The organism is Mesobacillus selenatarsenatis SF-1 (genome assembly GCF_000813125.1).
GTDB lineage: Bacteria > Bacillota > Bacilli > Bacillales > Cytobacillaceae > Mesobacillus > Mesobacillus selenatarsenatis.
This window is the reverse complement of the sequence record NZ_BASE01000054.1, coordinates 78,647-95,317: the sequence shown is the minus strand read 5'-3', so window position 1 is coordinate 95,317 and position 16,671 is coordinate 78,647. Positions and strand designations below refer to the sequence as shown.

The following is a 16,671-nucleotide window of genomic DNA, read 5'->3' as shown; positions in this document are numbered from 1 at the left end:
TCTCCTTTATCTCTTATCTAATTTTCTTGTGTAGAAATCACCAACAAACTGAATTAAAAACACGATAATCAAAATAATGATGGTTGCCATCAAGGTGACATCATTCCGGCTTCTCTGAAAGCCTTCCATATAAGCTAGGTTTCCGAGGCCGCCTGCCCCGATGACTCCTGCCATCGCAGTGTAACTTACAAGCGCGATTGCCGTTACCGTTATACCGGATACCAACGCTGGCATCGATTCCGGGAGCAGCACCTTCCATATGATCGTTGTCGTCCTGGCTCCCATAGATTTTGCTGCTTCAATGACACCTTTATCAATCTCACGCAAGCCAATCTCAACCATCCTTGCGTAAAATGGAGCCGATCCAATGATCAATGCAGGCAATGCAGCGTTTTCCCCGATCATCGATCCCACAATGAACTTTGTAAAAGGAATCAAAAGGACGATTAAAATAATGAATGGTATTGATCTGAAAATATTAACGACTGCACTCAATACTAAATTGACCGGCCTGTTTTCCCATATATTTCCCTTCGAAGTCAAAAAGAGCAGCAGTCCAAGGATTGCACCAAGGATGAAGGTAGCCACTACAGAAATGGCACTCATATACAGTGTCTCAACTGTCGCTTCCCACATTCGGTCCCAGTTAACATTCGGAAACAATTTTTCAGCCATTCGAAATCACCTCCACACCGACCTCATGCTGGCCAATATACTCTATTGCCCGGGCCACTTCGCCCTCTTCACCATCAAGATGGATGAACAAGGTTCCATATGAACCATCTTGTGTCTGCGAAATTTTACCCTGAACAATATTGACCGTTATGGAAAACTCACGAATCAAGTTGGTGATCAGCGGCTGTTCAGTTCCTTCACCTACGAATGTCAGCTGGACAACGCGACCATGTGGATATCGCTCAAGCAAGTGATCAACAGTTTCCTTTGTTTCCTCAGGTTCTGTCACCTGCTGGACGAATCTTTTCGTAATAGGCTGCTGCGGGTTTCTGAACACATCCAATACTGGCCCTGTTTCAACAATCTTTCCGCCTTCCATGACAGCGACTCGGTGACAGATTTTCCTGATAACATGCATTTCGTGCGTAATCAGGACGATTGTAAGACCAAGCCTCTTATTGATATCAACAAGCAGATCCAGAATCTGGTCAGTTGTCTGCGGATCAAGCGCTGAAGTTGCTTCATCCCCAAGAAGTACTTTAGGGTTATTAGCCAGTGCCCTCGCGATTCCGACCCTTTGCTTTTGGCCCCCACTCAACTGGGAAGGATAAGCATCTCCTCTGCCCTCAAGGCCAACAAGTTCGATTAACTCTTTTACCCGTTTATCTCTTTCAGCTTTAGCTACATCGGCAATTTCAAGCGGGAAAGCGATATTTTCTGCTACTGTTCTTGACCAGAGCAGGTTGAAGTGCTGGAAAATCATGCTAATTTCCTGTCGAGCCTTCCGCAGTTCCGCTCCCTTAATTCTTGAAACTTCCCTGCCTGCAACCACGACTGAACCTGAAGTTGGGATCTCCAGACCGTTTAGCATCCGGATCAAAGTACTTTTGCCGGCGCCACTATAGCCGATGACTCCAAAGATTTCGCCTTCCTTGACTTCAAGGTTGACATCATCTACCGCTTTAACCTCTCCCTTGTTGGAAGGGTAAATCTTTCTGGCATTTTTTATCGTAATCAATTGACTCCCCCTCTTTACATCTACACTTATTAAAACCGTTAAATTCCCCCGAAAATTAAGAAGGTTATCAATCTAGTTTCCCATTCCCTAACCGAAAAAATTCAAACTCCAGTAAAAATGGGTAATAGACTCTATCTTAAACGGGGATGATTATGCTCTAGTTATAAATTCTTTTCGAACAAGCTTTTTGGCTATAACTTTTAAAGCGTTTTTCGAAAAGGGCAAAATAAAAGCCTTCCTGCAAGTGAGCAGAAAGGCATAGTCATAGTGGATTCCTTTCTCTCATCTGCCAAAGCGATTCGCTTTGTGTGAATTGGCACCATTTCAGCAAGCAATGCTTACTGACGGTTGCCGGGTTTCATAGGGCACTTCCCTCCACCTCTCTTGATAAGAGCACGCTATTAAATTATCTAACCGGTTTTAAGTTACGAGTGTGATTGTAGCACGTAGTAAAAAAGAGTGTCAATAAAATTATTTTCAAATATTTTTTGGATGTTTATGGATATTAAGCCCTAGCCGGTATTCCTGGCACTCCAGTCGCTTTTTCGATTGCCTGCTCCAGATCCTCGATGATATCCTCGGCATTTTCAATCCCGACAGAGAGGCGGATTAAATCTTCTGGAACTCCTGCAGCTTTGAGACCCTCTGAATCCAGCTGCTGGTGTGTCGTACTTGCTGGATGGATGATCAGGCTTTTTGCATCACCGACATTCGCGACATGGGACCACAATTCTAATGAGTTGATCAGCTTTGCACCGGATTCCCTGCCGCCTTCAATCCCAAATATGACAACTGCCCCTGCTCCCTTTGGAAGATATCGATCCGCGAGTTCTTTATCAGGATGTGATTCATGGCCAGGATAACTTACCCAGGTAACAGCAGGGTGGGACTCAAGGTAGTCTACGATTTTACGTGTATTTGCAACATGCTCCTTCATACGGACATGCAAAGTTTCTATTCCAAGATTGAATTGGAAGGCGCTTTGAGGACTAATCGCCGGTCCAAGGTCACGCAACAGCTGGACTCTTGCCTTTACGATAAATGCGGCAGCTCCGATTGCCTCACTATAGACAAGATCATGGTAACTAGAGTCCGGCTCATTGAAGCCCGGAAACTTAGGCGACTTCCAATCGAACTTTCCTCCATCCACAATGATTCCGCCCATGACTGTACCATTTCCTAATAGCCACTTGGTAGCTGAGTGGACAACGATATCGGCGCCATGTTCAATTGGCCGGCAAAGATAAGGAGTTGCAAATGTGTTATCAATGATTAGCGGAAGATCTGCTTCATGGGCAACTTCCGCTACAGCTTCAATGTCCAAAACTCTGAGACTTGGATTACCGATTGTTTCTGCGTAGACTGCTTTTGTTTTCGGAGTGATCGCCTTTCTAAAATTTTCAGGATCAGCTGGATCAACTAGATGAACTTTTATTCCATACTTCGGCAGTGTTACAGCAAATAGATTGTAAGTACCTCCATATAGATTTGATGCAGCAACAATTTCATCACCCGCATGCGCAATGTTCAGGATCGCCATCGTGATGGCAGACATCCCGCTGGATAACGCAAGAGCACCTATACCGCCCTCAAGAAGAGCCACCTTTTCTTCCAGGGCAGTAACTGTCGGATTATGTATCCGTGAGTAAATATAGCCCGCTTCCTTAAGCGCAAATAAATCCGCTGCATGTTCTGTGTTTTCAAATTGGAACGCATTGCTCGAATAAATCGGAACTGCCCTCGCTCCTGTTACCGGATCTGGTGACTGACCACCATGTACCCCCAGCGTTTCAATTCTGTAGTTTTTTTGCTCATTAGCCATCTCCATCTCTCCAATCAAAAATTTTTTTAAAAAAACTGAAACAAAAAACCCTCTTCCTAAGAAGAGGGTCATTTATCATCTCTCCTTATCTTTTCAGAGCAAAAAACTCTGCTGGAATTAGCACCGTGTTTCACAACCGGTTGCCGGGCTTCATAGGGCCAGTCCCTCCGCCTCTCTGGATAAGTATATTCAATTCGTTTTTACTGCGTTAAAGTGATAATATCACGTCGCAATGTACCGGTCAATATATTTCGACTATTCAGATAAAATTTTATACAGGAAGTGGTCTCGCAAGATAAAATAACGATTCCAGCACCAATTGGGAGCGAAAAGGACAATCAGTTGAGATATGATTCATATTTACTCCCTGACGCAGTTTCAGGTCTCCATCAAATAATTGTTCCAAAAGCGCATCCTTTCCAGAAATACTTGCAGTGTATCCGGCATGCATGCAGGTTTCATGGAAATCCACCCTGCCATCCTTGAAAGACAAGTAGAATGTACCACTTTCTGCTTCAATTTTTAAACATAATTCCAGTTTATTTACTAGTAGCAGAACATGCTTTTTATTCTGGATTTCACTCGCAAACCTGTCGATTCGTTCTCGCATTCCGATCAACTCCCTTAAAATACATATTCCTTGTAATCAGGGAAAAACCTGTTAAAACCCTTCGACAAATAATTCGATTAAAGTTGAATTTACATTGTGAATAACGTAAAAAAAAGACAATGCCGCATGTTATTTCGGCACCGTCTTTCATTTCCCGAGAAATATATCCAAACAAATACAGTAATCAAGCTGGTTTTGAATTTACCATGACGGATTTTGGCTTATCCATACTTTTGAAAACTATGAAGAAATACGTGGATCCTACTAAGTAAAGACCTGCAGTAATGGAAAATACAGTTGCATATCCCCAATAGGAACCATATTTCAAGACGATTCCAGTCGATACTGGTCCCATAACGGCCCATCCGAGATTAAACACCATTTGATTCACCGAGTTGGCCAAACCCTTCATGGAATCATCAACCTTCGACATCATTAACGACATCTGGATTGGATTTCCAGCATTCATTAGTGCCTGACGAAATAAGAACCCTAGAGCAGCGAGCCAAAAATTCTGTGTGTACGCTGTCAGCAGCAGAAACGGCAGGGATAGCATCTGCAAAACAACCACTGCTCTCACTTCCCCAAGCCTGCGAACAACCATAGGTCCGATAATCATCGCCACAGCAGTCGCTCCCTGTCCAAGTGAAATCACGAGACCAATAAGTGAATTCGATGCCATGAATCGGTCCGCAAAATAAAGGTTCAAATATGGAATGACCAATCCGGCTCCAAAGCCTATCATCAATTGCGCAACCGCAAACAGCAGTATGATTTTGAAACTGGCTTTGTGGGGAATTCCTTTTGTTTTTTCTTTTGTATCGCTAGCCGATATGCGTGGTTGCCGATTTTCATTCAACTTCATAATCGGTATCAGAGCAGCCATAAACAAGAGTGATCCAATGATCAATGTATATCTGATACTTTCAAGTCCCGGGATCATCATTCCGAATAGGTCTGTGAGAATCCCGCCCAAAAGACTTCCTATTACATTGGCACCCGTCATCACCGCAAAATGAATACTGAATAAATGCACACGCTGTTCAGGCTTCGAATTCTCCGCTAGCCACGGAATAATCGACACCTGGATAAATGCTGAAGCGAGGCCTGTTCCAAACGCAAAAAGAATTAATAATGACTGACTCTCAACGATACTCCGGGTGAATAAGATCAACCCTGTTCCGACCGCTCCATACAGCATCAGCTTTTTCCTGCCTGTTTTATCACTCAGTATGCCTGCCGGAATAAGAATGAGAGCAGTTGCCAGCGAGGTCATGGCAATGACCTTACCGTTTACAAGCTCATTATAGCCTAATTCCCTGATGTAAAAGTTATAGATGACCATGAAAATCCCAAGGCCAACCTGTGTCAAAATGTTAGCAACGAAGGTCAGTCGTATGTTTCGATTATAAGTTTTAATTTGTGCCGCCCATTCCTGGTATAGAGCCATTGTATTTCGCTCCTCGATTATTTCGATACACTAAGTATAATAATGTTTTTGGAACGATATGTAAATCTTTTTGTTGTACGATTGAATCGGCAATTTAAGCAAAAAAAAACAAACAGCTTAGCCGTTCGTTTTATATTTTTAAGTCTTTAAGCTTTTCATAAAGGTAAGGAACGGACTGAAAAGCATAGACTTTCTCCTGCTCTTCTCCTTTCTTTAATAAAATCAGACATGGAACACTTTCGATTTCAAAACGCTCCGCCAGTTCAGGGAGGTAATTTAAGTCAGCTTTCCCTGAAGATACATCAGGTAACAGCTGCTCTATAACCGTCAGCATCTTACTGGCCACCTGGCAAGTTCCGCACATTGGCGTGTAAAAGTATAGGTAACCTGTTTGTTTTTTCTCCAGGAAGGTTTCGATATCTCCCTTAGTCCATTCTTCCATCTACAGTCATCCTTTTTCTAAGTACTCTGCATGAACGTCGATATTTGCTCCAATTAAAACTGTAGCAAGGTGATTTTCCGGTGCTGTCGCCACTTCCCTGTACATTCTGTCAATGTACAAATGGTTCGCCTCAGGAAATTCCCTCTTAAATTGCTTTCTCAATTTTTCCCCTGACGCATCCGCATCCACGAGGATATATACATCTTTATCAAAAAGGGAATCAATCAGCTCATCAAGCTTTGAAACACCAATAGTCCCATTCGTACAAATAATTTCGACCGGTTCATTTAGCACGGCTTGCACTTTCTTTTTGTCAGACGAACCCTCTACTATGATCACCTTGTGATTTTCGTCCATCATCATAACCACCTATGCACCAGAGATAATTACCTTACAATATTATAAACATGTATACTGAATTTGTGCTGTTATGTTCATATTTCTATTGTCACTGTTTTTAAAGGAGAATGCAAAAGATTAAACTAGCCTGCTTTAAGGAAAGCTGCTGAACTTTTATGTGTGAATTTAAAGAAAAAACAGCGGCATGGATGGCCGCTGTTTGGATATACTTAACACCAGCCGCCTTCATCACAATCAGTATACCGAGGTTCTGATTGATCCGGCACTGATACATGCTGGTAAATCTTATTCTGTTCTGCTTCAAAGTGATGCTCCAATTTCAACTGCATTCCTTCTGGAAGCTCTATGGATCCAATGTGCTCGTTTTCCAGGTAAAGTTGTACCTGGCCGTTTTCAAGTTTTCCTGTCACTCTGTCTGTTATATCAAGTTTTTGTTTATTCAGTGTCATGAATTTCACCCTTCTTCGATAGTTGATTACTTTTAGCTTGTCCGAATTCAGGCAATGAATTGATGGTAAAATGAAGGAGTTTATAAGGAAAGCGGAATCGCCTTGTTCATCCCCAAAAGCGTTGGATGGCCGACCACTGAAGTCGCCCTTTGACTTCATTGGGAGGTTCGAAACGTCGAGAGGCTAGGCGCTGGAGCTGGAAAACTTTCGACGATGAAATTTTACATAAGTATATTTCACAATAGAAAACGCCTTGAAAGCATCAAGGCGTCAGTTAGATTTATTCTTTGATCATGTCTTCGTATTGTTCAGCTGTCATAAGCTTTTCTACTTCGCTGTTGTCAGATAGCTCGACAGTAATCATCCATGCTTTCTCGTAAGGAGATTCGTTAACGAATTCAGGGCTGTCATTTAACTCTTCGTTAATTCCCACTACCTTGCCGCTTACTGGTGCATAAAGCTCTGATACCGTCTTTACGGATTCTACACTTCCGAATGGCTGGTCAACAGTGATTTCGTCGCCTACTTCTGGCAGTTCGACGAATACGATGTCGCCAAGTTCAGATTGAGCGAAATCAGTGATTCCGATGGTAACCTTTTCTCCTTCTACTTTTACCCATTCGTGTTCTTCAGAATAACGCAACTCTTTCGGTGCATTCATTGACTATCCCTCCAAATTGTATATCTCTATCGATTAATATCGATGGGACCAAAATTACAGCCAGGCTTTTTCGAATTCTTCCTCTTTGAAACCTACAGTTACATTTTCACCGTCTGTCATCAGCGGGCGTTTGATGAGCATGCCATCAGATGCAAGCAGTTCCAGCAGCTCACTTTTAGATGCTGTCTTGACTTTGTCTTTCATCCCCAGTTCCCGGTACTTTTGGCCGCTCGTATTGAAAAATTTCTTAATATCAAGGCCACTTTTTTCCAGCATTTCTTCAAGCTGGGATTGGGAAGGCGGATTTTCGACAATATGTACTTCATTATAGTCCACTTCATGCTGGTCCAGCCATTTCTTGGCGTTCCTGCATGTACCGCATTTAGGGTACCAATAAAACGTCTTTGCCATACTTTTCACCACCCTTTGCTAGTATCCCATTAATGAAACCCTCTAATCGGATAGTAACATAATAGGACTGAAAAATACTAACATTCCGTGTTTAATTTCCCCGATATTTTCGGCATCCATTACTTTATTCAACATAATTCGCAAAATTCCTGCATGAATTAAAATGGTCGTTCATAAAAAGTGAAAACACTCCTCCTGGAAAACAGGAGAAGTGTTCGATTATCATCAAATTAAACGATGAAACGTTCTGCTTCGATCAGCTTTTCAGATGCTTCACGTTTCTTAGCAATTACGTTGATTGGAGTATGTCTTGTGAACTTGCGCAATGCTGAAGTCAGCATGCGAAGCGCGTCTCCTTCTTCTGTTGCAACAAGAGTTTCTTTTGCGTCACGCTCGATTTCATTAAAAGCTTCCTGGCAGAAGATTTGTGTGTAAAGAAGCTTTTGCTTGCTCTTCTCCACTCCGTCTTTTGCGATTGCTTTCTCGGTACGAAGAACAGCAGATTCCATTGAATAAGCATTTGAGATGATATCCGCGATATTTACGAGGATTTCCTGCTCTTTTTCCAATGCTTTGCCAAACTTCTGAGCAGCCAAGCCAGCTGCAAGCAAGCCGATTTTCTTCGCGTTTTTCACAAGGTACTTTTCCTGTGCAAGCGGCTCATCGCCTGGCTCTTCAGGCATAAGCATCATTAGCTCTTCTTGAAGCTGCTGTGCTTTTTGCAATAATGGAAGTTCGCCTTTCATTGCCTTACGCAAGAAAGTTCCAGGTACCAACAGGCGGTTGATTTCGTTTGTTCCTTCGAAAATACGGTTGATTCTTGAATCACGGTAAGCTCTTTCGATTTCATACTCCTGCATGAAGCCGTATCCACCGTGGATCTGAACACCTTCATCAACAACATAGTCAAGAGTTTCAGTCGCGAATACTTTGTTCATTGAGCACTCGATCGCATACTCAGCAATTGAATCAGCAACTGCTTTGCCGTTATTGATTTCTTCTTCAGACAACTGGTTCATTCTTTCTTCGAACAAGCCTACTGTACGGTATACAGAGCTTTCTGTTGCATAGATTTTTGAAGCCATTGTCGCAAGCTTTTCTTTTGTAAGGTTGAATTGAGAAATCGGCGTCTTGAACTGCTGGCGCTGGTTAGCATACTTTACAGTCAATCCGAAAGCCTGCTTAGCTCCGCCAGTTGCGCCTACACCTAACTTGTAGCGTCCAATGTTCAGAATATTGAAGGCGATAAGGTGGCCTTTTCCAGCTTCACCAAGAAGGTTTTCCACTGGAACTTGAGCATCCTCAAGAATCAATGTACGTGTAGAAGAGCTTTTGATTCCCATTTTCTTTTCTTCTGCGCCTACTGATACTCCAGGGTATTCTCTTTCCACGATGAAGGCTGTGAATTGTTCGCCATCGATTTTAGCATAAACAACAAATACGTCCGCAAAGCCAGCGTTTGTAATCCATTGCTTTTCGCCGTTAAGTACATAGTGAGTGCCTTCAGCATTCAGCTTAGCAGTTGTCTTTGCACCCAATGCGTCTGAACCTGAACCTGGCTCAGTAAGAGCGTAAGCTGCAAGCTTTTCGCCAGTTGCCAGTGAAGGAAGGTATTTTTGCTTTTGCTCTTCATTACCGAAAAGCACGATTGGCAATGAACCGATTCCTACGTGTGCACCGTGGGAAATTGAGAAGCCGCCTGCAACTGCCATTTTCTCAGCGATCAAAGCTGAGCTGATTTTATCAAGGCTTAAACCACCGTATTCTTCAGGAACGTCTGCTCCAAGAAGGCCAAGCTCTCCAGCTTCCTTCAATAGTTTTACAGTGCGGTCAAACTCGTGCTGCTCGATATATTCAACCTGAGGCAATACTTCGTTCGTGACGAAATCCTCAGTTGTTTTTGCAATCATTTTGTGCTCATCTGTGTAATCCTCTGGAGTGAAAACATGGTCGTATGTTACATCCTCGATTAAGAAGCTTCCGCCTTTTACAAGCTTTTCTGTTTGGTTACCCATTTATTGTTCCTCCTATCTATTTTTGGGAGGGGCTGAGGCCCCTCCATATATTGTTTTATAGTAGTTCAAAGACTCCAGCTGCACCCATGCCGCCGCCGATACACATTGTAACGACACCGAATTGCTCATTTCTGCGTTTCATTTCATGGATCACTGTTAATGTCAGCTTCGCGCCAGTTGTTCCAAGTGGGTGGCCCAATGCGATCGCTCCACCGTTGACGTTGACTTTATCTTCATCAAGGCCTAGCTCACGGATTACCTGGATTGATTGCGAAGCGAATGCTTCGTTCAGTTCGAATACACCGATATCTGAGACTTGCAGTCCAGCAAGCTTCAATGCTTTAGGAATCGCTACCACGGGACCGATTCCCATGATTTCAGGCGGTACTCCGCCAAGTGCGAATGACCTGAATTTAGCGAGTGGCTTCAATCCTAGAGATTCCGCTTTTTCACGGTCCATCACCATGACAGCCGCTGCTCCGTCACTAGTCTGTGAGGAGTTTCCTGCAGTTACTGTGCCTTTAATATTGAAGGCCGGACGCAGTTTCGCAAGTGTTTCCATGTTCGTGTCAGGACGTACACCCTCATCCTGCTTGAATTGGATTGTCTTTTCAACAAGCTTATTGTCTTTTCCTACTGTACGGAGGGTTACATCGACAGGAACGATTTCATCCTCGAATTTGCCTTCCTGGATTGCTTTTGCCGCGCGCTGATGGCTTCTTACTGCAAAAGCATCCTGGTCTTCACGGGAAATGCCGTACTTCTTGGCTACTTCCTCAGCTGTATGGCCCATTCCCATATAATATTGCGGAGCAGTTTCAGCCAACTTTGAATTCGGGCGGACGACATGGCCCATCATTGGCACCAGGCTCATTGACTCCGCACCGCCGGCGATGATTGTGTCTGTATGCCCAAGCATAATTCTTTCCGATGCATTCGCAATTGCCTGCAGTCCTGAAGAACAATAACGGTTGATTGTGATCGCCGGCACTTCATGTGACAGACCGGCTAGTGCACCAATATTCCGCGCCATATTCAAGCCCTGCTCTGCTTCTGGCATTGCACAGCCGATGATTAAATCATCAATATTCCCTTCATAATTGCCTGCTCGCTTTAGAGTTTCTCTTACTACAAGAGCTCCAAGATCATCAGGGCGGACATTAGCAAGAGTTCCTTTTTTTGCTTTTCCGACCGGTGTCCTGGCTCCGGCTACGATTACCGCTTCTCTCATCTCATTCCCTCTCTTTCCTCGGATGTTAATTTTATATTTCACTTCAAAACTATCAATCTATTAGTTGCGCAACGGCTTGCCTTTTACGAGCATATGCTGCATGCGCTGCTGTGATTTCGGTTCTGCCACAAGGCTTAGGAACGCTTCTCTTTCAAGATCAAGCAAGTATTGCTCATCTACTTCGGATCCATATGGCACTTTTCCGCCGGCGATAACATACGCAAGCTTCTTCGCGATTTTTAAGTCATGCTCAGAAATGTAACCTGATAGCTGCATCGTTTGAGCACCTAACAGCAAGGTTGCATATCCTGGCTCACCCGTTACAGGGACTTTCTTTCTCACTGGCGCCTTATAACCGCTTTCATATAAATTCAATGCAGCCTGTTTCGCATCATATAACAAGTGATCGCTGTTCACACTGATGCCATCTGCTTCATTCAAGAAATTATTTTCACGGGCTTCTTCCCCTGAAGTGGAGACTTTAGCCATTGCGATTGTTTCAAATACTTTATTGGCAACCTTTTGAAGGTCAAAGTCAACGCCTTTTGGCAGCCCTTCAAGATGCTTGATGTAAAGCTCCTTGTTTCCGCCGCCGCCAGGAATCAGGCCTACACCGGCTTCAACAAGTCCCATATATGTTTCCATAGAAGCCTGGATATGGGCCGCCGGCAAGCACATTTCAGCGCCTCCGCCCAGCGTCATTCCAAATGGAGCAGCTACAATTGGCTTAGAGCTATATTTGATTTTCATAGTCGTTTGCTGGAATTGGCGAACGACCATATCAAGATCCCAAATGTTATCGTCTTGCGCTTCCATCAGGATCATGGCCAGATTTGCACCAACTGAGAAGTTTTTGCCCTGGTTGCCGATTACAAGTCCCTTAAAGTTCTTTTCAACTTCATCAATCGCGAAGTTGATCATTTGAAGGATGTCTGGCCCGATAGAATTGCTGTGCGAATGGAACTCGAGCAATGCGATGCCATCTCCAAGGTCGATCAGGCTTGCGCCGCCATTCTTTTTAATTACACCATTTTGCTTCTTTAGAAGCTTAAGGTTGATTGCTTTAGGGTTCTCTTCTACAGCAACATACTCACCATTATGGTAGTAGCTCAGCTTGCCATCTTCTTCTTTATAGAATGAAGTGTGGCCTTTCTCGACCATTTCTTTTACCCATGCAGGAACAGTCTTGCCTTCAGACTCCATTTTGCTGATTGCCTTTTCTACACCTAGTGCATCCCATGCTTCAAAAGGTCCTATTTCCCATCCGAAGCCCCACTTCATCGCACGGTCCACGGCGACGATATCGTCGGCAATTGTGCCCAGCAGATCAGCTGAGTAAACGAGCACAGGGCTGAAAATATTCCATAAAAGCTCGCCTGCGCGGTCCTTACTATAAACAAGCGCTTTCATTTTATTGGCAAGGCCTTTTTCCTGCTTGGCCATTTCAGTAGACGCTGTCTTTAATTTTTTGCGCGGTCCATATTCCAGAGTCTGTGGGTCAAGTTCAAGGATTTCCTTGCCCTGTTTCAGGAAGAAGCCCTGTCCTGACTTACTTCCAAGCCAGCCGTTCTCAAGCATCTTCTTCATGAACTCAGGTACTTCAAAGACTTCCTTTTCTTCACCTTCAACCTGGTCATACACGTTTTTCGCAACATGCGTGAAAGTATCAAGACCGACTACATCCAGCGTACGGAATGTGGCGCTCTTAGGACGGCCGATCATTGGGCCAGTTACGGAGTCAACTTCACCAACACTGTAACCGCCTTTTACCATTTCTCTTACTGTTACCAGCAATCCGTAAGTACCAATTCGGTTGGCGATGAAGTTAGGTGTATCCTTCGCTTCAACGACACCTTTCCCTAGCTGGTCTTCACCGAAAGTCTTCACGAATGAAAGGACTTCAGGGTCGGTATCTTTAGTAGGGATTACTTCAAGCAGTTTCAGATAGCGCGGCGGGTTGAAGAAATGCGTGCCCAGGAAATGTTTCCTGAAATCTTCTGAACGCCCTTCAGCCATTGCCTCGACAGAAATCCCTGACGTGTTAGAGCTGATGATGCTTCCTTGCTTGCGGTATTTATCTACATCAGTAAAAACTTTCTTTTTTATATCAAGGTTTTCAACAACTACCTCGATTACCCAGTCTACATCCTTGAGTTTTTCCATATCATCTTCGAAGTTGCCCGCTTCAATCAGAGCAAGATTCTTTTTGGAGGCCAAAGGTGCTGGTTTTTGTTTCAATAACTTTTGCAGTGCACCTGCACTGATCCGGTTGCGCACCTGCTTATCTTCAAGTGTCAGGCCTTTCGCTTTTTCCTGTTCCGTTAATTCCCGAGGTACAATATCAAGCAGCAATGTCGGAATCCCGATGTTTGCCAGATGTGCGGCAATCCCTGATCCCATGACACCTGAACCAAGCACCGCTGCCTTTTGAATTTGTCGCATCAAATTTGTCTCCCCCTTTGACTCTTTTTGAATGAATACTCATTCATTTTTGCACCAAAAAAAATATGCATATAAATGAGTTCTGTTATTTACTATAATAAAATATTTAAAAAATTTCCGCAATAATAAGGTGGTGAAAAAAGAAAATTTTTTGAATCTTTAAATCTCATGCTTATTTCGACAGACTTGGGCAACATAAAAAAGCGTTACTATTATCTTTTTAAAAACACGGAGGTAATATCATGGCAAGATTGAAAAAGGATCCGTCAAAGGCTGGAGTCAGCGCAGCCAGCGTCAAAGGAAACGCAGGCCCGTCAATGGGACAGGGTGGCGAAAGAAAGCAGAACAGCCAGAATAGCCAGTACAAAAAATAAAAACGTAAGCGCCTCGGTCAGCCTCGATAAGCGTTGGAGGGCCGACCATTGAAGTCGTTCTTTGACTTCATTGGGCGGAACGAAATCGAAATGCGGAGGCGACTGCCCAACTCCGACAAGCGCTGGAGGGCCTGACAGTGAAGTCGCTCTTTGACTTCATTGGCAGGACCGAAACCGAAATGTATAGCCGACTGTCCAGAAACGCAGAAACTGGAGACTCCGACAAAGAAGCGCTTTTTGCTTCTGCCGGCGGAGTTAAAGTTTCGGAGTTTCTAGGAGGCGACACTAGACAAGCGTCTCGAGGAGTTAGGAGCCGCAGCTAGACAAGTCTCGAGAGGCTAGGCGCTGGAGCTGGATAATTCTCAAAATAAAGTTTTACACCTTCCTATATGAAATAAAATATAACAGGCTGACATCTGTCAGCCTGTTGGTCATTATTTCTTTAACATTCCTTTTAATACAAATGCCACGTTTGCCGGACGTTCTGCAAGGCGGCGCATGAAGTAGCCGTACCAGTCAGTTCCGAATGGGACATAAACCCTCATAGTGTAACCTTCTTCGGCAAGTTGGAGCTGCCTTTCCGGCATAATTCCAAACAGCATCTGGAATTCGAACTGGCTTTTCGGGATATTATTTGCCTTCGCGAATTCCTTCGTGAAGTTAATGATATTGTCATCGTGTGAGGCAACAGCTGTATAGTTGCCGTTCAGCAGATGCATCTTGATGATTTTCTTAAAGTTTTCATCGACATCCTTCTTCTCTGGGAAAGCAACTTCCGGTGACTCTTTATAGGCACCCTTCACTAGGCGGAGGTTTGGTGAATATTGATTCAGGTCCTCAATATCTTTTTCAGTTCTGTATAAATAAGCCTGGATGACTGTGCCAATGTTGTCGTATTCAGACTTCAGCTGCTTAAAAATATCCAGAGTCCTCTGGCAGCGCTCGTAGTCCTCCATGTCGATGGTCACAAATACATTATTCTCTTTGGCTGTATCCATGATTCGGCGCATATTATTCATGACAACTTTTTCAGAAATGTCAAAGCCAAGTGAAGTCATTTTAACGCTCATTTGGGAATTTAGTTTTTCACGCCCAATCGCTTTAATCATTGCAATTGAACTTTCGGCTCTCTCGTTCGCTTCTCTTTCATTGTCGACGAATTCGCCCAAAAAATCGACGGTTGCCGCAAGATTCTTGCTGTTTAGCTCTTTGATGACTTCCACAGACTGCTCGACCGTTTCTCCGGAAACAAAGCGTTTTGCCCCTAGACGAAGGCCGTATTTCTTGGCCATCTTCGTGAAAAATTTATTTTTCGATAGAAAAAGAAAAAAGTTCCTCATTAGTTGTTCCATAGCTTTTCCTCCCCTTAATGAAAACGATTACATTGTCCTTTAAAAAAATTACTTCATCTATATCTATTTTGCAGAATCATTTTATCACTTTTTCAGAAGTTTGAATATTACTTTCGTAGAAAAATGTTCTTTTTTGACGAATCTTGTTTTGCATACTTTAATTTGCCTCGGGAACGATAATATCCGATGGAATTATCAAAAATCAGGAGGTTCAATTATGCAGCAGCAAAACATGAATTTTCAGGGTCAGCAGCAAGGGATCATGCAGACACCGCCTTCAGTAGTTTCAACTAAAGACTCTCTATATTTAACTGATATGCTTTCATGGAATTTACTTGCCATGAAAAAAGCACATTTCTTTGCAGGGCAGTGCCAGGACCAGGAGCTGAAGATGGAAATTGAAAAGTGCGGCCAAATGCACCAGAAGCACTACCAAAAAATCCTAACCCACCTTAATAGCCCGCAGAACCAAAACTATTCAGGAACTCCAGGTATGCAATAAAGAAAGCTGCAAAATATCTGAACTTTACAGGAGGAAAAGCGGATGAATCAGAACCAGAACCAGCAAAAAATCCAGAATCCAGAAACACAGGTCCAAAAAACACCGCAGATGAATGACCGTGATTTTATCAATGATATTTTAACGACTGAAAAATACATGACTCGAGGTTATGATACTGCGCTAAATGAAGTAAGCCACGATCAGCTCTACCAGGATGTACTTGCCATCTACACAGAAACAGCGAATGCCCAGCGCAGCATTTATAATCTCATGTTTAAAAAAGGCTGGTATGGAGTAGAAGCGGCAGACGCACAAAAACTGCACCAGTCACACCAGCAATTCCAGGGATACTCAAACCAATTCCCTTACGGTGGCCAGCAGCTTCAATAATCATGTCTAAGCTTAATTCTTCAGCATTTTTGAACCGGGCAAACAATGTCCGGTTCTTTTCATGAATTACATAGATTTACTTGCAGGCTGGGGCCCAGTAGAAACTTTGTTGTTTTCTATTTCTTAGTCCTTTCACCATCATTTGGATACTTAAACTTCAGTTGCATTATGCAAACAAAGAACCACCTCATGATTGAGATGGTTCTTCCTTATTTCTGGCGGTTCTTCTCATTCAGTTCTTTGACTTCTGCGATTACGTTCTTGATTTGGTCCTTGGCATCAGGATATTCTGCATTCCAGTGCTTTGCCAGCGGCGGCATCGACTTGGCGATATGGCTGTAAATTATCCATGTTTTTACCTTCTCGACATTTTCAGCTGAGCCTTCGCCAACCAAAAGCTCTGTGTATTTTTCCAGTAATCCATCAATTTGTTCTGTAAAATTTTTATCCATTTTCACACTCCCTAA

General features: G+C 43.4%; 19 protein-coding genes and 2 riboswitches. Of the genes, 4 read left to right on the top strand and 15 right to left on the bottom strand.

Annotated features, from left to right (window positions below):
* Nucleotides 1-6: 6 nt before the first annotated feature.
* The 13 genes from TY49_RS11810 to TY49_RS11750 all read right to left on the bottom strand — a co-directional run bounded on the left by TY49_RS11810 (nt 7) and on the right by TY49_RS11750 (nt 13,589).
* Nucleotides 7-675 carry a methionine ABC transporter permease gene (locus tag TY49_RS11810; RefSeq protein WP_041966108.1) on the bottom strand — a complete coding sequence of 223 codons (669 nt, stop codon included), beginning with the start codon at nt 673-675 and terminating at the stop codon, nt 7-9.
* Nucleotides 668-1,693 (bottom strand): methionine ABC transporter ATP-binding protein, encoded by a 1,026-nt coding sequence (locus TY49_RS11805; RefSeq protein ID WP_041966107.1) that lies wholly within the window; start codon nt 1,691-1,693, stop codon nt 668-670. The genes TY49_RS11810 and TY49_RS11805 overlap by 8 nt, the downstream gene beginning before the upstream one ends.
* A gap of 279 nt (nt 1,694-1,972) precedes the next feature.
* Nucleotides 1,973-2,087: riboswitch (SAM riboswitch) on the bottom strand.
* Nucleotides 2,088-2,198: 111 nt separating this feature from the next.
* Nucleotides 2,199-3,515, bottom strand: a complete 1,317-nt coding sequence (locus tag TY49_RS11800; protein WP_041966166.1) for an O-acetylhomoserine aminocarboxypropyltransferase/cysteine synthase family protein — start codon at nt 3,513-3,515, stop codon at nt 2,199-2,201.
* 82 nt (nt 3,516-3,597) lie between these two features.
* A riboswitch (SAM riboswitch) is annotated at nt 3,598-3,701 on the bottom strand.
* Between the two features lie 85 nt (nt 3,702-3,786).
* Nucleotides 3,787-4,125, bottom strand: a complete 339-nt coding sequence (locus TY49_RS11795; RefSeq protein ID WP_041966106.1) for an SCP2 sterol-binding domain-containing protein — start codon at nt 4,123-4,125, stop codon at nt 3,787-3,789.
* Nucleotides 4,126-4,309: 184 nt separating this feature from the next.
* Nucleotides 4,310-5,575, bottom strand: a complete 1,266-nt coding sequence (locus TY49_RS11790; RefSeq protein WP_041966105.1) for an MFS transporter — start codon at nt 5,573-5,575, stop codon at nt 4,310-4,312.
* Nucleotides 5,576-5,705: 130 nt separating this feature from the next.
* The gene (locus TY49_RS11785) at nt 5,706-6,017 is read right to left on the bottom strand and encodes a thioredoxin family protein (protein ID WP_041966104.1); all 312 of its coding nucleotides are present in this window, start codon (nt 6,015-6,017) and stop codon (nt 5,706-5,708) included.
* 6 nt (nt 6,018-6,023) lie between these two features.
* Nucleotides 6,024-6,374 carry a toprim domain-containing protein gene (locus TY49_RS11780; protein ID WP_156972672.1) on the bottom strand — a complete coding sequence of 117 codons (351 nt, stop codon included), beginning with the start codon at nt 6,372-6,374 and terminating at the stop codon, nt 6,024-6,026.
* A 212-nt stretch (nt 6,375-6,586) separates the two neighbouring features.
* Nucleotides 6,587-6,826, bottom strand: a complete 240-nt coding sequence (locus TY49_RS11775) for a YusG family protein (protein ID WP_041966102.1) — start codon at nt 6,824-6,826, stop codon at nt 6,587-6,589.
* Nucleotides 6,827-7,106: 280 nt separating this feature from the next.
* A complete protein-coding gene (gcvH, locus tag TY49_RS11770; protein ID WP_041966101.1) occupies nt 7,107-7,487 on the bottom strand; it encodes a glycine cleavage system protein GcvH in 381 nt (126 codons plus the stop codon).
* 54 nt (nt 7,488-7,541) lie between these two features.
* A complete protein-coding gene (locus TY49_RS11765; RefSeq protein WP_041966100.1) occupies nt 7,542-7,898 on the bottom strand; it encodes an arsenate reductase family protein in 357 nt (118 codons plus the stop codon).
* Between the two features lie 230 nt (nt 7,899-8,128).
* Nucleotides 8,129-9,913 (bottom strand): acyl-CoA dehydrogenase FadE, encoded by a 1,785-nt coding sequence (locus TY49_RS11760; protein ID WP_041966099.1) that lies wholly within the window; start codon nt 9,911-9,913, stop codon nt 8,129-8,131.
* Between the two features lie 55 nt (nt 9,914-9,968).
* A complete protein-coding gene (locus TY49_RS11755) occupies nt 9,969-11,144 on the bottom strand; it encodes an acetyl-CoA C-acetyltransferase (protein ID WP_041966098.1) in 1,176 nt (391 codons plus the stop codon).
* A 60-nt stretch (nt 11,145-11,204) separates the two neighbouring features.
* Nucleotides 11,205-13,589, bottom strand: a complete 2,385-nt coding sequence (locus TY49_RS11750) for a 3-hydroxyacyl-CoA dehydrogenase/enoyl-CoA hydratase family protein (protein WP_041966097.1) — start codon at nt 13,587-13,589, stop codon at nt 11,205-11,207.
* Between the two features lie 239 nt (nt 13,590-13,828).
* Between TY49_RS11750 and TY49_RS24255 the strand changes: the two genes are divergently transcribed.
* Nucleotides 13,829-13,960: a YuzL family protein gene (locus tag TY49_RS24255; RefSeq protein WP_079507049.1), complete on the top strand. Its 132-nt coding sequence runs from the start codon at nt 13,829-13,831 to the stop codon at nt 13,958-13,960.
* Nucleotides 13,961-14,097: 137 nt separating this feature from the next.
* Nucleotides 14,098-14,283, top strand: a complete 186-nt coding sequence (locus TY49_RS11745; protein WP_041966096.1) for a hypothetical protein — start codon at nt 14,098-14,100, stop codon at nt 14,281-14,283.
* Between the two features lie 111 nt (nt 14,284-14,394).
* Here the strand turns inward: TY49_RS11745 and TY49_RS11740 are convergent, their stop codons facing one another.
* Nucleotides 14,395-15,312 (bottom strand): proline dehydrogenase family protein, encoded by a 918-nt coding sequence (locus tag TY49_RS11740; protein ID WP_041966095.1) that lies wholly within the window; start codon nt 15,310-15,312, stop codon nt 14,395-14,397.
* 217 nt (nt 15,313-15,529) lie between these two features.
* Here TY49_RS11740 and TY49_RS11735 point away from each other — a divergent pair, with 217 nt between their 5' ends.
* Both TY49_RS11735 and TY49_RS11730 read left to right on the top strand, forming a co-directional pair.
* A complete protein-coding gene (locus TY49_RS11735; RefSeq protein WP_041966094.1) occupies nt 15,530-15,814 on the top strand; it encodes a hypothetical protein in 285 nt (94 codons plus the stop codon).
* A 42-nt stretch (nt 15,815-15,856) separates the two neighbouring features.
* Nucleotides 15,857-16,204: a spore coat protein gene (locus TY49_RS11730; RefSeq protein WP_041966093.1), complete on the top strand. Its 348-nt coding sequence runs from the start codon at nt 15,857-15,859 to the stop codon at nt 16,202-16,204.
* 209 nt (nt 16,205-16,413) lie between these two features.
* Here TY49_RS11730 and TY49_RS11725 read toward each other — a convergent pair whose 3' ends face one another.
* A complete protein-coding gene (locus TY49_RS11725) occupies nt 16,414-16,656 on the bottom strand; it encodes a YusU family protein (protein WP_041966092.1) in 243 nt (80 codons plus the stop codon).
* Nucleotides 16,657-16,671: the final 15 nt, after the last annotated feature.